We start from the raw sequence: 15,483 nt of genomic DNA, 5'->3' as shown, positions 1-15,483 counted from the left end.
TAAATTACGTTTAAATATTGATGAAAAAAACAGACAGTTACAGCCATATTCTGCGATATACTGGACTCTTTGGTGGAGTTCAGGGGCTGAATATATTGGTCGGTATTGTACGAAATAAGTTGGTTGCAATGATTTTAGGTCCTGATGGAATGGGACTTATTTCTCTGTTTAACTCAACTTTAAAGTTGATGAGCGACTCAACTAACTTTGGAATATCTATCAGTGCGGTTAAGAGTATATCAGAAAACTTTGAAAAAAACGAAGAAGAAAAGTTGGCGGAAACTGTAAAGTTAGTACGTTCCTGGAGTTTATTGGCTGGATTGTTAGGAATGTTTTTTTGCATTGTCTTAAGTCCGCTATTAAGTAAATTTACTTTTTCTTGGGACGGACACAGATTACACTTTATTCTTTTATCTCCTATTGTGGCTTTAATGGCCTTGTTTGGAGGAGAACTTGCAATATTAAAAGGACTCCGAGAATTACGGAAACTAGCAATGATTTCTATTTTCAATGTATTAGGAGCTTTGATTTCTTCGGTGCCGTTGTACTATTTATTTCGCGAAAAAGCCATTGTTCCATCATTGGTAATCATGGCACTAATTCAGTTTATACTCACAATATCCTATTCGTATCATATTTATCCTTTGCGATTAATGAATCGTTGGAAACCTATGCGTAAAGGAATTGGAATGATACGACTTGGAATAGCGTTTGTTATTGCTGGTGTTTTGGGATCTGGTGCAGACTTTCTGATTCGTAGTTATATAAATAATGTGTCAAGCATTGATACCGTAGGTTTATTTAATGCTGGTTATATGATGACAATGACCTATGTTGGTATGGTATTCGCGGCAATGGAAACAGATTTTTTTCCTCGCCTTTCGAGTGCTAACCAATATCAATTTACTTTTAACCAAACTGTGAATAGACAGATAGAAGTTATGTTATTGTTGGTTTCTCCGTTATTAGTGCTTTTTGCTTTATTTCTTCCGATATTGCTACCTATATTATATACAGGAAAATTCATGCCCGCATTGGGTATGATGCAAGCCATAATGCTTGCAATGTATTTTAGAGCTGTGAAGTTGCCTGTGCAATATATACCTTTGGCAAAAGGTGATTCTATTTCTTATTTGTTTTTAGAGAGCGTTTACGACATAGTTTTAGTGGTTGCGGTAATATTGAACTTCGATCGTCTTGGTTTGCTTGGAGCAGGGTGGGCAATAACTATTGCTGGCTTCTTAGATGCAGTATTGGTTTTTGTTTATTCACGTTGGAAATATGGCTATAAAGTTTCTTCAAGCGTATTTCTCTATTCTGCTATACAGATACCTATAGGATTTTTAACCTATATTGTAACGTTGCAGTCTAGTCAGTTGATTTACTGGGGTGTAGGATTACTATTGGCAATGATAAGTGCTGCTACATCAATTAGTATCTTGAAAACGAAAACTAATCTATGGAATAAACTCACCTCAAAAGTACTAAAATATTTGAATAGACATGGTGAAGATTAGTATCTTAGTAGCTGTATATAATGCAGAGCAGTATTTACGCCAATGTTTGAATTCATTAGTTTCTCAAACTTTTCAAGATATAGAGATAATATGTGTTGATGATGCTTCAACAGATTCCTCTTTAAGCATTCTTAAAGAGTATGCTGTCAAAGATAATAGGGTAAAGGTTGTTCATTTGCACGAAAATGCAGGAATAGCTAAGGCTAGAAATACCGGATTGCGTATTTCTACTGGTGATTTTATTGCATTTGTTGATAGCGATGATTGGTTGTCGGAAGATGCTTGTGAAAAGGTTCACGATGTTTTTACTAACTATTCATCAACTGATACTGTTCTTTTCCAAGTAAAAAGCGTTTATGGTGAGAAAGAAGTAGTTTTCTCTATGCCTACTTTTGAAACTTTAGATGGTTTTACGGCATTCAAAGAAAGTTTAACGTGGAATATTCATGGTATTTATGCTGTTAAAAAAGAACTTCATCTTTGTTTCCCTTACGACGAATCTGCCATTGCATATAGCGATGAAAATGTAACACGTTTACATTATCTAAAATCGCAGGAAATTCGCACTTGTGAAGGTATCTATTATTATAGACAACACTTAGGTTCGGTAACGCACAAAGTAAGCTTGCGTCGTTTCGACTATTTATTGGCAAATAAAAGTATGAAACAGCAATTGGAGGCATTGAATGTTTCGAGCAATATACTTGATATATATGAAGATGTGCGATGGCGGAATGTAGTAGGTCTTTATATGTTCTATTTCTTACATCGTAAAGAACTCGACAAATTATCTCGAAAACAAGGGTTAGAAATTATAAAAAGTAGTTGGCAAAGTATAGAACAAGACCGCTTACCCTGCTTTTTGAAAAGAAAATTTGGATATATACCTTTTCAAAAGTCTTGGATTATTTTTCGTTTACAAGAGGAATCCTATTTCTTTTTACGTGCATTGCTCGGTAGAAATAAAGAGGAATTGTAGATCCTATTACCTTTTGTAAGGCTGTATTTTCAGCATGGACTATTTTGCTTTTGATATACAGCATCAAGATATTATTGTGTTAGTTTTGCTCTAAGAATATAGTTTGAAAATTCATAATTACAAAATAAAAATTTATAATTACAATTTTAAAATTTATAATTATAATTTTGAGGAAATGTAATTACTAATTCCGAATGAATAGCTATTTCTTTTGAAAGGTTATATAAAAGAATAGAATTTGGAAGGTTGATCCCTGTGGATAATTCTATGATATGACTATGAACATTTTCATATAAATAGATTTTAGATAATCAAAATCTAATCCGTAGTTGACAGAATGTTAATTTTGAATTAAATATTTGCAAGTTTTACTAGTAAGATGAACTGCATTGCTATGTAAAACCATATTTTTAGCTTTTAAATAGAATTGTTTTTACGAAATTAACCCTATATTTAATCTTTCTGAAAAATAATTCAAGAAGTCTCTTTGTATTATAGAAAGTTTTATTAACTTTGTGCCAAATTTAAATACTACGATTTATACAAAGCGAATTAAAGTATGATAATGGTTTTGACAATATGCGCTTTAAATCATAAGTAATGTTGATTAAGTGAGGGCGTTGATGTTATAATTGTGATACATACTGGATTTACAATAGTTTTAGAAACTATTTACTTCTATAAGTCATTCGATAAGAAATTATTAAAATCTTGGATATGCTTAATACAAGTGTGAACCATGATGAATAATGTTACTAACAGAAAATTAAAGCATAAAAAATAATAAAAACAAAGCGTATGTCACAGATAAATGGACGTATTTCCCAAATTATTGGACCAGTAATTGACGTCTACTTTGATGTTAAAGGAGAAGATCCCGAAAAGGTGCTCCCAAAGATTTACGATGCTCTTCGTGTAAAGAGACCTAATGGAGAAGATTTAATCATTGAGGTGCAACAGCACATTGGTGAGGATACGGTGAGATGTGTCGCTATGGACAATACCGAAGGTTTGCAACGTGATTTAGAAGTTGAAACAACTGGAAGTCCTATAGTAATGCCAGCAGGTGAGCAAATTAAAGGTCGTATGATGAATGTGATAGGTAAACCTATCGATGGTATGGAAGCTCTTAATATGGAAGGAGCATATCCAATTCACCGCGATGCACCAAAATTTGATGAATTGTCTACACAGAAGGAAATGTTAGCAACTGGTATCAAGGTTATCGACTTGCTTGAACCTTATATGAAAGGTGGTAAGATCGGACTTTTTGGTGGTGCTGGTGTAGGCAAGACCGTGCTAATTATGGAACTTATCAACAATATTGCAAAAGGCCATAATGGCTATTCTGTATTTGCAGGCGTGGGAGAACGTACTCGTGAAGGAAACGATTTGATACGAGATATGCTTGAGTCTGGCGTTATACGTTATGGTGAAAAATTCCGTAAGGCAATGGACGAAGGTAAATGGGATCTTTCGCTTATTGATAAAGAAGAGCTTAAGAAATCACAAGCTACACTTGTTTATGGACAGATGAATGAACCTCCTGGTGCTCGTGCATCAGTAGCACTTTCTGGTCTTACTGTAGCGGAGGAATTCCGCGATCATGGAGGCAAGGATGGCGAAGCTGCTGATATCATGTTCTTTATTGATAATATTTTCCGTTTTACACAGGCTGGTTCTGAAGTGTCAGCACTCTTGGGACGTATGCCATCTGCGGTAGGTTATCAGCCTACACTTGCAAGTGAAATGGGTGCAATGCAAGAACGTATTACTTCTACTAAAAAAGGTTCTATTACATCAGTTCAGGCTGTTTATGTTCCTGCAGATGACTTAACTGACCCTGCTCCAGCTACAACATTTACTCATTTGGATGCAACAACTGAGTTGAGTCGTAAGATTACAGAGCTTGGTATTTATCCTGCTGTAGATCCATTAGGAAGTACTTCACGTATTCTGGATCCATTAGTAGTTGGAAAAGAACATTATGAATGTGCACAACGTGTAAAGCAGTTGTTGCAACATTATAACGAATTGCAAGATATTATTGCCATCTTGGGTATGGACGAGTTGTCTGACGAAGATAAATTGGTGGTAAACCGTGCACGTCGTGTACAACGCTTCTTGTCTCAACCATTTACAGTGGCAGAACAGTTTACTGGCATTCCTGGTGTGATGGTACCAATTGAAGATACTATTAAGGGATTTAACGCTATCTTGAATGGTGAGGTTGATGACCTCCCTGAACAGGCTTTCCTTAACGTTGGTACTATAGAAGACGCAAAGGAAAAGGCTAAGAAACTACTTGCAGCTGCTCAGGGCTAATTATGTAACAAATAAATAAGGTTGCGAATGTTAGTTCTAACAATTGTATCACCAGAGAAAATCCTATTTAAAGGAGAGGTGGAAAATGTACTCGTACCAGGTGAATTGGGAGAATTTGAAATTCTGAAAAACCACGCACCTATTATTTCTACATTAGTAGAAGGACGAGTTGTTTATACCATTGATTCTGAAAAAAAGACGATAATGGTGAGAGGTGGTTTTGTGGAAGTAAAAAGAAATGAAGTAAGTCTCTGTGTTGAAATATAACTCAGAGTAAGACTTATAGCTTAACAACATCTTTGAAACGGTGAACATTGCTAAAGTAGAAAGGGATTATCATAAGATTAACCTATGGATAGTTTCATCACTAACTTTGTTAGGACTACTTATCTCTCAGGTCTTATTGAAATCAAACATGGTAACACCTTTAATTGTTAGCTCAATATTCTTCCTTGTTACTGGTATTTTGTACGGAAAAACATGGAAGTATTTTGCAACTAATTCTCCAAAGGTATTAGGACGATTCTATTTAGCAGGTTCAATGTTGAGAATGTTTCTAGCGGTCATTATAATTCTGATAGGATCATTTAGTTATCGTGGAGACAAAGAGAACATACTTACCTATGTGGTTGTTTTTGTAGTTTACTACATTATAGCTATGTTTTTTGATTGCTTATATTTCTTCCGCATTGAGAAAAATAATAAAATAAATAATAAGACGATATGAAATTTATCAAACAAGTACTTCTCTTGTTACTCCTATTTACAGCACTTCTACCGACAGTTGCACGTGATATGTCGAAGAAAGGTGATGTAGATGTTAAAGAGATATTGTGGGGACATATCAAAGATTCTTATGAATGGCATATTACTGATTTGGGTTCGGAAGAAAATTTCCATCCAATTGTAATACATCTTCCTATTATAGTAAAATCTTCTACAGGTTGGCATGTATTTAATAGTGAAGAATTTTCTGAAGAACATGATGCTAATGGCGATAGACCTGGTCCTTACAATCTTTTTATAAAGAGTGGGGAAGATAAGGCCAATCCAAACTTAATAGTAGAGAAGATTGGCAATAAGGAAGTACGACCTATTGATATTTCTCTAACAAAGGCTGCTTGTACCGTTTTTATAGATGGTATATTGCTTCTGTTGGTAATTTTAATACCAGCACGTTGGTGTCGTAAACATAAAGCAGATGATCCTGCACCAAAGGGCTTTACTGGTTTAATGCACATGTTTATTATGAATATTCATGATGATGTAATTAAACCTTGTTTGGGAGAAGACACTCCAAAATATGCTCCTTGGTTGCTAACATGTTTCTTCTTTATATTCTTTGCAAATCTTATGGGATTAGTTCCATTTCCTCCTGGAGGTGGTAACTTGACTGGTAATATAACTTGTACTTTCTTCTTGGGAATGTGCACATTCTTAATTACCAATTTTACAGGAACAAAAGAATATTGGAAAGAAATATTTTGGCCAGATGTACCTGTTTGGATGAAATTTCCAATACCTCTGATGCCAATTATTGAACTTTTTGGTATCTTCACAAAACCATTAGCTTTGATCATCCGACTTTTTGCAAATATGTTTGCTGGTCATGCTATTGCTTTATGTTTCTGTGCAATCATCTTCATTATGTTTAGTATAGCTGATAACGCCATCGTGAATTGGAGCGCAGGTACTAGTATGTCAATAGTTGGAGTTTTATTAAGTATCTTTATGATGTTGCTTGAGCTTTTGGTGAGCTATATTCAGGCTTTAGTATTTACGATGTTGAGTGCAGTATTTATCGCGCAAGCCCATGTAAAAGAACATGAAGCGTAATTTAAATCGAAATAGTAAGAAAATAAAATAAAATTAATAACAAATTAAACTTTTAAGATTATGTTATCATTATTATTAGCAGATGTTGCTATCGCAAAATTAGGTGCTGCCATTGGTGCTGGTATAGTTGCTATTGGTGCAGGTGTAGGTATTGGTCGTATTGGTGGTCAAGCTATGGATGCTATGGCACGCCAGCCTGAGAAAATTGGTGACCTCCGTTCATCAATGATTATTGCAGCAGCGTTGATTGAAGGTGTTGCCTTCTTGGCTGTGATTGTATCAATCCTCGCAATTGTAATGTAATTATGGGGTGTTGCGCAAAGTGCGCTTAATAACCCCTAAATAGAATTTAGAAAGAACAAAACCAGCGTATGGATTTATTAATTCCCAATAGTGGACTTCTTTTTTGGATGACTCTTGTCTTCCTTATTGTAGCTTTCATCGTAATAAAGTTTGGTTTCCCAACTATTATTAACATGGTGAATGAACGTAAGGAATATATTGACGAGAGCCTTCGTAAAGCACATGCAGCTAATGAAAAGTTGTCTAATATTCAGAAAGAAGGTGAATCCGTCATGCAGCAAGCACGTGAACAGCAGGCGCTTCTATTGAAGGAAGCAACTGCTACGCGTGATGCAATAGTTGGAAAGGCACAAGAAAAAGCACACGAAGAAAGTGCACGTATCATTGCAGAAGCAAAATCAGAAATTGCTGTTGAAAAGCAGAATGCCTTTAATGATATTCGTGGACAAGTTGCTGAACTTAGTGTAAAAGTTGCAGAGAAAATTCTTCGCGACCAACTTTCTAACGATGAAAAGCAGATGGAATTGATAGGGAAATTGCTGGATAATGTTTCTTCTCCTGTAAGCAACGATAAGTAAATAAATAAACTATGGATATAGGTGTAATATCTGTTCGCTATGCGCGAGCGCTTCTTAAAGGGGCAACAGTGCAGCAGCAAGAAGATAAAATCTATTTGGAAATGCAAACGTTACTTGGGAGCTATTCTGAGTTGCCACAATTGCGTTTTACTATAGATAATCCTATGCTATCTAAAGATAAGAAGCAAGAAATTTTGGAGATTGCATCTGGCGATAACGTTAGTACTCTTTTAAAATCTTTTATTGGTCTTGTCTTAAAAGAAGGGCGTGAAGGAATCCTACTTTTTATTGCGAACTCTTACATCACGCTATATAGGAAGCAGAAGAAAATTATTCAGGGAAAGCTTACAACAGCTGTTCCTGTTACACCCGTTATCGAGGAAAAAATGAAAGACTTGGTACGTGCTAATGCTGATGGTACCGTAGAATTCAATACAACCGTAAATCCCGATATCATAGGTGGATTCATTCTTGAATATGATACATACAGAATGGACGCAAGTGTGAAAACTAAACTCAATGCAGTCCTCACTCAGTTAAAGAAATAAAAGAAAATTAAACATGTCAGATAAAATAAAGCCAAGCGAAGTTTCTGAAGTTCTTTTAAAAGCACTTCAAGACGTTAATGCGGAGGAAAAATTTGACGAAGTAGGTACTGTCCTAACTATCAGTGATGGTGTGGCTCGTATTTATGGACTCCGCAATGCTGAAGCAAATGAACTTTTAGAGTTCGAAAATGGCACAATGGCGATTGTCATGAACTTGGAGGAAGACAATGTTGGTTGTATTCTTCTTGGTCCAACCGCAGGCATCAAAGAAGGACAGAGTGTGAAGCGTACACATCGTATTGCTTCTATTCGTGTCAATGATAACTTCTTAGGACGTGTCGTTAATCCTCTTGGTCAAGCAATTGACGGTAAAGGAGAAATAGATTTATCAGATGCTTTTGAAATGCCATTGGACCGCAAAGCTCCTGGTGTAATCTATCGTCAGCCAGTAAAAGAGCCACTACAAACAGGTCTTAAAGGTGTCGATTCAATGATTCCTATCGGACGTGGTCAGCGTGAACTTATCATTGGCGACCGTCAGACGGGTAAGACCGCTATTGCTGTTGATACGATCATTAATCAGAAAGACTTTTACGAGAAAGGGAAACCCGTATATTGTATTTATGTTGCAATTGGTCAGAAGGCATCTACAGTTGCTAACCTTGTACAAACATTGCGTGATCATGGTGCATTGCCTTATACTATTATTGTAAGTGCAACTGCAGCAGATCCTGCAGCCATGCAATATTATGCACCATTTGCTGGAGCAGCTATTGGTGAATACTTCCGTGATCGTGGATATTCTGCTCTTGTTGTTTATGACGATTTGTCAAAGCAGGCAGTTGCGTATCGTGAAGTATCTTTGATTCTTCGCCGTCCTTCTGGTCGTGAAGCATATCCTGGTGATGTGTTCTATCTTCACTCACGTTTGTTAGAGCGTGCCGCTCGTATTAATGATCAGCAGGAGATTGCAGAACAAATGAATGACCTTCCTGAATGTATGAAAGGACATGTTAAGGGTGGTGGCTCTTTAACAGCTCTTCCTATTATTGAAACACAAGCAGGTGACGTATCTGCTTATATTCCAACTAATGTTATCTCAATTACTGATGGCCAGATATATTTGGAGAGCGACTTGTTTAACCAAGGCTTCCGACCAGCCATTAACGTAGGTATCTCAGTATCTCGTGTCGGTGGTTCTGCACAAGTAAAGAGTATGAAGAAGGTTGCAGGTACATTAAAGATTGATATGGCTCAGTATCGTGAGTTAGAGGCATTCTCAAAGTTCTCTTCTGATATGGACAAAGTTACAGCAATGACTTTGGATCGTGGTAGAAAGAATAACCAGTTGCTTATACAACCACAATACTCTCCAATGCCAGTTGGAGAACAAATTGCAATTCTCTATTGTGGTGTTCACGGTTTGATGTCTGCAGTTCCTGTTGAGAATATTTGTGAATGTCAAGATCAGTTCCTTGAGAGTATGCGCAATACACACAAGGATACTATTGATAAGCTTGCCTCAGGTCAACTTCTAGATGATGATATTAATGTTATCAAAGAAGTTATGACTAATGTAACTGCACAATATAAATAAGAAGATAAGAGATGCCATCTTTAAAGGAAATCAAGATTCGAATTGCCAGTGTCAATAGTACTCGTAAGATTACGAGTGCTATGAAGATGGTTGCTTCGAGTAAACTTCACCATGCTCAGGTAGCGATTGAGAATATGCTTCCATATGAGAGTATGCTTGAACATATTCTTAAAGCATTTTTAGTGTCTACACCTGATACCAGTACTCCATACGATGTGGAAAGACCTGTTAAGCGAATAGCTTTACTCGTCTTTGCTTCAAATAGTTCTTTGTGCGGAGGTTTCAATGCAAATATCCTAAAGATGCTCCAAAATACAGTTAACGAATATATGGCTCAAGGAGTATCTAAAGATAACATCATTGTTTATCCAATTGGGCGTAAAGTTGCGGAGAAGGTGGCTAAGATGGGGCTTAAAAGCGCAGGATCTTTCTTAGAGTTGGCTGATAAGCCAAGTTCTGAAGAATGCCGACGCATTGCCATTGAGATAGAAAAGCTGTGGCTTGATGAAAAAGTTGATAAAGTTGAAATGATATACCATCATTTCAAGAGTGCAGGAAGTCAAATCCTTACTCGCAAAACTTATCTTCCAATAGACTTAGAAACAGAGCTAAATTCTGACAATGAGCGTGACTTAACTTCAAATATTGCTACTAAAAAGGCTCAAGAATATTTGAAATTACATGGGAAGGATAGACAATCACAAGAAAATGATGAAGTAAGGCCATTGAATGATGACTTTATTGTAGAACCAAATCTTAAGACTGTATTAACTTCCTTAGTACCAAAGTTACTCCATCTAATGGTTTATACAGCTTTATTAGATAGCAACGCATCAGAACATGCTGCTCGTATGGTGGCAATGCAGACTGCTACTGATAATGCAGATGAATTGCTTCGTGGTTTAAAGCTGCAGTATAACAAGTCTCGTCAAGCAGCCATTACTTCTGAATTGTTAGATATAGTAGGAGGTTCGGTTAATAACTAATCCTATCATCAAATAGAAATTAAAATCCCTTGTCATTCTTTTGACAAGGGGTTTTTGTTTTTTTAATAATGATTTTTTTATTAAGAAGTTAATAAATGTTTTATAATGGGATATTATTTGGAATTCTTATTTTAAAAACGTATATTTGCTACGTGTTTTTATGGATTTAGAGGTTTTCTAAATCTTTTTCTCGAGGTTGGTAGCTTCCTGCACCAACCTCTTTTTTATGCTTTGTGATTTTTCCTTTAATTATTGACATGATGAAGAATTATTCTCAATTCAAATTTACACTAAAAATGTAATTATGAGTTAGAAGAATTATAATTACAAATAAAAAAAATATAATTATAAATTTGGAAAACGTAATTACATTTTCCTTTCTGTTATAATTAAATTGAATCCACCCATAATCTCTTTATTAATTATCATATATTGAGTCAGATATATGCCTATAAAATGATTCTTACAAACTACTCTAAGTGAAATAGTATTAGATAAAATGCATTCTAGGATTTTAATTATTTTTGTGCGTTCTTCTCATCAGTTTTTTTGCGATTTAAATAAACTTTCATATCTTTGTATGAGATTATCCTAAACATAATAAAAAACAGAATATGATGAAATCACCTTATTATTTATCAATATTAGTTTTTGTATGCTTGTTATCCATAAGTTGTACAAAGAATATTTATGAATACTATGGAGTAGATCCTGCAACCGAAGATTCGAATGGAAAAGATAAAACAGATGGTCACAATTCAGAAACTGAACAGATAAATAAGGTCCAAACAGTATCATCTTTCATAGCAAACGACTTTGGAAGTGCAACAGTCTGGGTAGAAGGGTTTATTGTTGGAAGTTGCACAAATAATATAAAGAATGCTGTTTGGGAATATCCTTTTTCGTCTGATAATGCAATTTTAATGGCTGATGAACCAGGAGAGACTGATACAGATAAGGTTATTGCAATTCAGTTAAGGAGGAAAGAACTTAAAGAAAATATTGGTTTGGAAACTAATCCTGATAATTATAATAAGCGTATTAGGTTTTTAGGTTTGAAGCGAAAGTATCTTGGAATTTGGGGAATAAAAAGTCCAATTCAGGACTATGAATGGGTAGAATAACTCATCTTTCATGCCATATGTATAGTTTTCTGGTTAATAATTTGTCTGAAAAAATAAAAATAATTATATTTGCAGGCGAATAAACAATAAACAAAAATAAAAGATACAAGCCTATAGGAACACCATTACTTAAATACAAATCATTTTAGATAATGAAAAAACTTAGTGAAATGACGGACGAGGAACTTGCCTTGTCGTACATTAATGGTGACAATAGAGCTTTTGATTTGCTTTTGTCGCATAATCAGTCTAAGCTCTTTTCCTACATACTGTTTGTTGTTAGGAATCGTGATGTTGCTGATGATATTTTTCAAGAAACTTTTGTGAAGATAATTACAAAGTTGCAAGAAGGACGCTATAAACCTAGTGGTAAGTTTTCGGCGTGGGCAATGCGTATTGCTCATAATGTAATAATGGATTGGTATCGAGCGCAAAAATCTGATAAGATTATTGAGCCAACAAAGGAAAACGACCTTTCGAATATAGGTGGTGTAGATATCCAGATTGGCAACATTGAGAATCAGTTTGTTAATATGCAAACATTAGCAGACATTAAAAAGATGATGAAGCATCTTCCTCCATCTCAGCGCGAAGTTGTGTTTATGCGTTTTTATCAAGAAATGTCTTTCAAAGAAATTGCCAAGACTACAGGTGTTAGCATTAACACGAGCCTTGGCAGAATGCGTTATGCCATTTTAAATCTCAGAAGAATGGTACGCGAAAATCATGTTCTTTTGCAATTAGCGTGATAATTCTTTAAGACTTCTAATGGTTTCAATAGGATTGGAAGATTTAAATACATAACTTCCACTCACTAACATTTTAGCTCCAGCTTTTACAAGGCGTGGAGCTGTTTCGTCTTGAACACCTCCATCTACTTCTATAATAGCATGGCTTCCGGTTTCGTCAATTAGTTTGCGTAAACGTTCTACCTTTTTAATGGCATTTTCTATGAAAACTTGACCGCCAAATCCAGGATTTACACTCATGATTAGCACCAAATCAACCTCTACGATAATATCTTCGAGAACTGAAACAGGCGTTGCCGGATTGATAACAACACCAGCTTTCATTCCTGCTTGCTTTATCTGTTGAATAGTTCTATGTAGATGCGGACATGTTTCATAGTGTACACTCATTATAGCTGCCCCTGCGTCAGCAGTTTGTTGAATGTAGTTTTCTGGGTGGACAATCATATAATGAACATCCATTGGTTTTTTGCAGGCTTTTCCCACAGCTTTTAGTACTGGGAATCCAAAAGAAATGTTAGGGACAAAAACACCATCCATAATATCCATGTGGATATAATCTGCTTCGCTATTATTAATCATTTCGATATCTTTGTCTAATTGCAAGAAATCGGCTGATAGTAGCGATGGTGATACTAAAGTTTTCATTTTAATTAAGACAATACGTTTCTAACTTGCCATTTACTTTTATAACTTTGTAAGTATAAGCTATTTGGCGAATAATGTTCAATGTTTTCTCCGAAGGAGACATCTCTTCTTGTGTAAAAAAATCTATCATAGGCAGTGTTATTTTAATACATACTTTTATCTATCAAACGTAATCTTCATCTTATTATTATGTTTTTCTCTAATCTTTTCATTAACTTTGTATTATGAAAGATATTTTGGAGGCAATTGTAGCTAATAAGCAGAAAGAATTGGAGCAATGGAAACAATATGTTCCATTGAAACAGTTGTATGGTATTATCGAATACGAAGGAGCAATGACTCGTGAAGTTCCTTCATTAAAAGCTGAGCTAAGCAATTCCTCTACACTAGGTGTAATAGCAGAATTCGTTCGCAAAACTCCTGCTTTAGGTTGGATAAATAAAGATGCAAAGATTAGAAATATAGGTGTTGATTATGCACAATATGGAGCTTCTTCTATAAGTATCCCAACTGATTTTACATATTTTGGTGGCTACGATGAGTTCGTCCAAGAAGTACGAGCAGTAGGTGTAACCTTGCCTTTGCTATATAAGAACTATATTATTGATGAGTATCAGCTGTTTCAAGCTAAACATGCTGGTGCATCTGCAGTTATTTTGACGGCTGTATTGCTTGAAATAAAGCATTGCCATTCTTTGGTTTCACTTGCCCATCAGTTAGGAATGGAAGTAGCATTGGAATTGCATACAGCTGAAGAACTAGATTATCTCGCTTGTGCTGCAGATATGGTAATCGTGAATAATCGCAAGGCTTGTAGCTTTGAAATGGATATAAATCGTTCGTTAGAGTTGGTGAAAGAAATACCAGCAGATACGATTAAAATAAGTGAGGGCGGCATTGATACTTCCGAAAAAGCTAAACAGTTGGCTACAGCAGGTTATCGTGGTGTTATTATTGGCGAACTTTTCATGCAGACAGGAAATCCAGGTCTTGCACTTGATGAATTTATAAAGAACTTAAAGGAATAGGTTTGAAGATATGATTATAAAGGTTTGTGGCACTTGTGATGCCGAGAATATTCACGCTTTAGCAGAATTTGGAGTAGATTGGATAGCCTTGGACTTTCGTTCAGATAGTCCTAATTATGTGCGACAAATATCTTCTCGTGCAGGAATTATTCCCGATTATGGCAGTCGTGAAGCTGCTATGGGCAAGGCAAGTACGCATAATGATGTTGCTAATGGACAAGTATCAAAGTATGTTGGCATATTTGCTGATGACATGCCACAGAATATTGTAACACGAGTAGTGAATTTTAATCTTGATATTGTGCAGTTAGAAGGCGAGGAGAGTAGTATAATGATAAACAATCTTCGTTCGACAATCGACCCTGATATTCATGCAGGAATAAAGATTATGAAGACTTTGCACATTCATACAGTAGAAGACTTAATGCAAAGTAGAGAATATGAAGGTACAGTTGATTATTTCTTGTTCAGAATAGATACTGCTAAGGTTGATTTAGATACTATTAAAGCCTATGCTGGTGAAACACCTTTTATAATTGGAGGTATTACTTTGGCGCAATTAGATGTAATTAAGGGCTTCCAACATGCTATGTTTGTAGGTGTTGATTTGGGCGAATGTACAGATGTTAAGTCTGCAGTACAAACATTAACCTAATGATAGCTGTGTAAGGCGATACTATGGAGAAGGAGAAGTGTGTAATCGTTGATAATTACGATTCGTTTACTTACAATCTGGTTCATCTTTTACGTGAATTGGGGGCTGAAGTTACGGTGAAGCGTAATGATAAGTTTGCTTTGGAAGAGTTGGAGGAATACGATAAGATTGTGTTAAGTCCTGGTCCTGGTGTACCTTCTGAAGCTGGTTTATTGCTCGACGTTATTCGTCGCTATGGTAAGAAAAAGCCTATGTTAGGTGTATGTTTGGGACACCAAGCTATTGCTGAAGCTTTCGGTGGTAAGATAGAAAAGTTGTCGAATGTATTCCATGGGGTAGAAACTTTGATAGATGTAGATACGACTACAAAGTTATTTAAGGGCTTACCTGCACATCTTTCGGTAGGCAGATACCATAGTTGGGTTGTTTCAAAGGATAGCTTTCCTTCTGAGTTGGAAGTAATTGCCGAAACTGCCGATGGCTTGATAATGGCTTTGCAGCATAAGGAATACGATTTGTGTGGTATTCAGTTTCACCCAGAAAGTGTGTTGACGCCAATGGGTAAATCCATTGTAGGAAACTGGTTAGCTATCTAAAAAACCATTATAAT

General features: G+C 35.7%; 18 protein-coding genes. 16 read left to right on the top strand and 2 right to left on the bottom strand.

What is annotated here, in order from left to right; all coding sequences use genetic code 11:
* Positions 1-20: 20 nt before the first annotated feature.
* The 13 genes from HXN26_RS01575 to HXN26_RS01515 all read left to right on the top strand — a co-directional run bounded on the left by HXN26_RS01575 (position 21) and on the right by HXN26_RS01515 (position 12,542).
* Positions 21-1,517 carry an oligosaccharide flippase family protein gene (locus HXN26_RS01575; protein ID WP_025001122.1) on the top strand — a complete coding sequence of 499 codons (1,497 nt, stop codon included), beginning with the start codon at positions 21-23 and terminating at the stop codon, positions 1,515-1,517.
* On the top strand, positions 1,504-2,496 hold the full coding sequence (locus tag HXN26_RS01570) for a glycosyltransferase family 2 protein (protein ID WP_273158308.1): 993 nt from the start codon (positions 1,504-1,506) through the stop codon (positions 2,494-2,496). The genes HXN26_RS01575 and HXN26_RS01570 overlap by 14 nt, the downstream gene beginning before the upstream one ends.
* A 798-nt stretch (positions 2,497-3,294) precedes the next feature.
* Positions 3,295-4,821 (top strand): F0F1 ATP synthase subunit beta, encoded by a 1,527-nt coding sequence (gene atpD, locus HXN26_RS01565; protein WP_025001124.1) that lies wholly within the window; start codon positions 3,295-3,297, stop codon positions 4,819-4,821.
* 27 nt (positions 4,822-4,848) lie between these two features.
* Positions 4,849-5,088: an ATP synthase F1 subunit epsilon gene (gene atpC / locus HXN26_RS01560; protein ID WP_025001125.1), complete on the top strand. Its 240-nt coding sequence runs from the start codon at positions 4,849-4,851 to the stop codon at positions 5,086-5,088.
* Positions 5,089-5,128: 40 nt separating this feature from the next.
* On the top strand, positions 5,129-5,548 hold the full coding sequence (locus tag HXN26_RS01555) for a hypothetical protein (protein WP_025001126.1): 420 nt from the start codon (positions 5,129-5,131) through the stop codon (positions 5,546-5,548).
* Complete coding sequence (gene atpB / locus HXN26_RS01550; protein WP_273158307.1) at positions 5,545-6,657, top strand: F0F1 ATP synthase subunit A; 1,113 nt, start codon at positions 5,545-5,547, stop codon at positions 6,655-6,657. Before HXN26_RS01555 ends, atpB begins: the two co-directional genes overlap by 4 nt.
* 60 nt (positions 6,658-6,717) lie before the next feature.
* Positions 6,718-6,960, top strand: a complete 243-nt coding sequence (gene atpE / locus HXN26_RS01545) for an ATP synthase F0 subunit C (protein ID WP_025001128.1) — start codon at positions 6,718-6,720, stop codon at positions 6,958-6,960.
* A gap of 68 nt (positions 6,961-7,028) precedes the next feature.
* Positions 7,029-7,538, top strand: coding sequence for a F0F1 ATP synthase subunit B (gene atpF / locus HXN26_RS01540; RefSeq protein ID WP_025001129.1), 510 nt, complete (start codon positions 7,029-7,031; stop codon positions 7,536-7,538).
* Positions 7,539-7,549: 11 nt separating this feature from the next.
* A complete protein-coding gene (locus HXN26_RS01535; RefSeq protein ID WP_273158306.1) occupies positions 7,550-8,086 on the top strand; it encodes a F0F1 ATP synthase subunit delta in 537 nt (178 codons plus the stop codon).
* 13 nt (positions 8,087-8,099) lie between these two features.
* The gene (gene atpA, locus HXN26_RS01530; RefSeq protein ID WP_273158305.1) at positions 8,100-9,683 is read left to right on the top strand and encodes a F0F1 ATP synthase subunit alpha; all 1,584 of its coding nucleotides are present in this window, start codon (positions 8,100-8,102) and stop codon (positions 9,681-9,683) included.
* 11 nt (positions 9,684-9,694) lie between these two features.
* Positions 9,695-10,669, top strand: coding sequence for a F0F1 ATP synthase subunit gamma (locus HXN26_RS01525; protein WP_025001132.1), 975 nt, complete (start codon positions 9,695-9,697; stop codon positions 10,667-10,669).
* A gap of 614 nt (positions 10,670-11,283) precedes the next feature.
* The gene (locus HXN26_RS01520; RefSeq protein ID WP_273158304.1) at positions 11,284-11,793 is read left to right on the top strand and encodes a DUF6359 domain-containing protein; all 510 of its coding nucleotides are present in this window, start codon (positions 11,284-11,286) and stop codon (positions 11,791-11,793) included.
* 152 nt (positions 11,794-11,945) lie between these two features.
* Positions 11,946-12,542 (top strand): RNA polymerase sigma factor, encoded by a 597-nt coding sequence (locus HXN26_RS01515; RefSeq protein WP_273158303.1) that lies wholly within the window; start codon positions 11,946-11,948, stop codon positions 12,540-12,542.
* Here HXN26_RS01515 and rpe read toward each other — a convergent pair.
* Positions 12,534-13,190, bottom strand: coding sequence for a ribulose-phosphate 3-epimerase (gene rpe, locus HXN26_RS01510; protein ID WP_273158302.1), 657 nt, complete (start codon positions 13,188-13,190; stop codon positions 12,534-12,536). The genes HXN26_RS01515 and rpe overlap by 9 nt on opposite strands.
* A gap of 1 nt (position 13,191) precedes the next feature.
* The gene (locus HXN26_RS01505; RefSeq protein WP_262499321.1) at positions 13,192-13,320 is read right to left on the bottom strand and encodes a hypothetical protein; all 129 of its coding nucleotides are present in this window, start codon (positions 13,318-13,320) and stop codon (positions 13,192-13,194) included.
* Positions 13,321-13,414: 94 nt separating this feature from the next.
* Between HXN26_RS01505 and HXN26_RS01500 the strand changes: the two genes are divergently transcribed.
* From HXN26_RS01500 to HXN26_RS01490, 3 genes are read left to right on the top strand one after another with little or no spacing between them, the layout of a single operon-like run.
* A complete protein-coding gene (locus HXN26_RS01500; protein WP_273158301.1) occupies positions 13,415-14,218 on the top strand; it encodes an indole-3-glycerol phosphate synthase TrpC in 804 nt (267 codons plus the stop codon).
* A 10-nt stretch (positions 14,219-14,228) separates the two neighbouring features.
* Positions 14,229-14,873 carry a phosphoribosylanthranilate isomerase gene (gene trpF / locus HXN26_RS01495; protein ID WP_273158300.1) on the top strand — a complete coding sequence of 215 codons (645 nt, stop codon included), beginning with the start codon at positions 14,229-14,231 and terminating at the stop codon, positions 14,871-14,873.
* A 23-nt stretch (positions 14,874-14,896) separates the two neighbouring features.
* Complete coding sequence (locus tag HXN26_RS01490; RefSeq protein WP_273158299.1) at positions 14,897-15,469, top strand: anthranilate synthase component II; 573 nt, start codon at positions 14,897-14,899, stop codon at positions 15,467-15,469.
* Positions 15,470-15,483: the final 14 nt, after the last annotated feature.

This window comes from Prevotella aurantiaca (genome assembly GCF_015262605.1).
In the GTDB taxonomy this organism is placed as follows: domain Bacteria; phylum Bacteroidota; class Bacteroidia; order Bacteroidales; family Bacteroidaceae; genus Prevotella; species Prevotella aurantiaca.
The sequence above is the reverse complement of the archived record's forward strand: the minus strand, read 5'-3'. Positions and strand labels throughout refer to the sequence as shown.

Bases quoted from the DNA above. Each gene is read 5' to 3' on its own strand.
- HXN26_RS01515 (WP_273158303.1), top strand. From the start codon at position 11,946: ATGAAAAAACTTAGTGAAATGACGGACGAGGAACTTGCCTTGTCGTAC.
- atpC (WP_025001125.1), top strand. From the start codon at position 4,849: ATGTTAGTTCTAACAATTGTATCACCAGAGAAAATCCTATTTAAAGGA.
- atpB (WP_273158307.1), top strand. From the start codon at position 5,545: ATGAAATTTATCAAACAAGTACTTCTCTTGTTACTCCTATTTACAGCA.
- HXN26_RS01535 (WP_273158306.1), top strand. From the start codon at position 7,550: ATGGATATAGGTGTAATATCTGTTCGCTATGCGCGAGCGCTTCTTAAA.
- atpA (WP_273158305.1), top strand. From the start codon at position 8,100: ATGTCAGATAAAATAAAGCCAAGCGAAGTTTCTGAAGTTCTTTTAAAA.
- trpF (WP_273158300.1), top strand. From the start codon at position 14,229: ATGATTATAAAGGTTTGTGGCACTTGTGATGCCGAGAATATTCACGCT.
- atpD (WP_025001124.1), top strand. From the start codon at position 3,295: ATGTCACAGATAAATGGACGTATTTCCCAAATTATTGGACCAGTAATT.
- HXN26_RS01570 (WP_273158308.1), top strand. From the start codon at position 1,504: ATGGTGAAGATTAGTATCTTAGTAGCTGTATATAATGCAGAGCAGTAT.
- atpF (WP_025001129.1), top strand. From the start codon at position 7,029: ATGGATTTATTAATTCCCAATAGTGGACTTCTTTTTTGGATGACTCTT.
- HXN26_RS01525 (WP_025001132.1), top strand. From the start codon at position 9,695: ATGCCATCTTTAAAGGAAATCAAGATTCGAATTGCCAGTGTCAATAGT.
- HXN26_RS01500 (WP_273158301.1), top strand. From the start codon at position 13,415: ATGAAAGATATTTTGGAGGCAATTGTAGCTAATAAGCAGAAAGAATTG.
- HXN26_RS01575 (WP_025001122.1), top strand. From the start codon at position 21: ATGAAAAAAACAGACAGTTACAGCCATATTCTGCGATATACTGGACTC.
- atpE (WP_025001128.1), top strand. From the start codon at position 6,718: ATGTTATCATTATTATTAGCAGATGTTGCTATCGCAAAATTAGGTGCT.
- HXN26_RS01505 (WP_262499321.1), bottom strand. From the start codon at position 13,320: ATGATAGATTTTTTTACACAAGAAGAGATGTCTCCTTCGGAGAAAACA.
- HXN26_RS01490 (WP_273158299.1), top strand. From the start codon at position 14,897: ATGGAGAAGGAGAAGTGTGTAATCGTTGATAATTACGATTCGTTTACT.
- HXN26_RS01520 (WP_273158304.1), top strand. From the start codon at position 11,284: ATGATGAAATCACCTTATTATTTATCAATATTAGTTTTTGTATGCTTG.
- rpe (WP_273158302.1), bottom strand. From the start codon at position 13,190: ATGAAAACTTTAGTATCACCATCGCTACTATCAGCCGATTTCTTGCAA.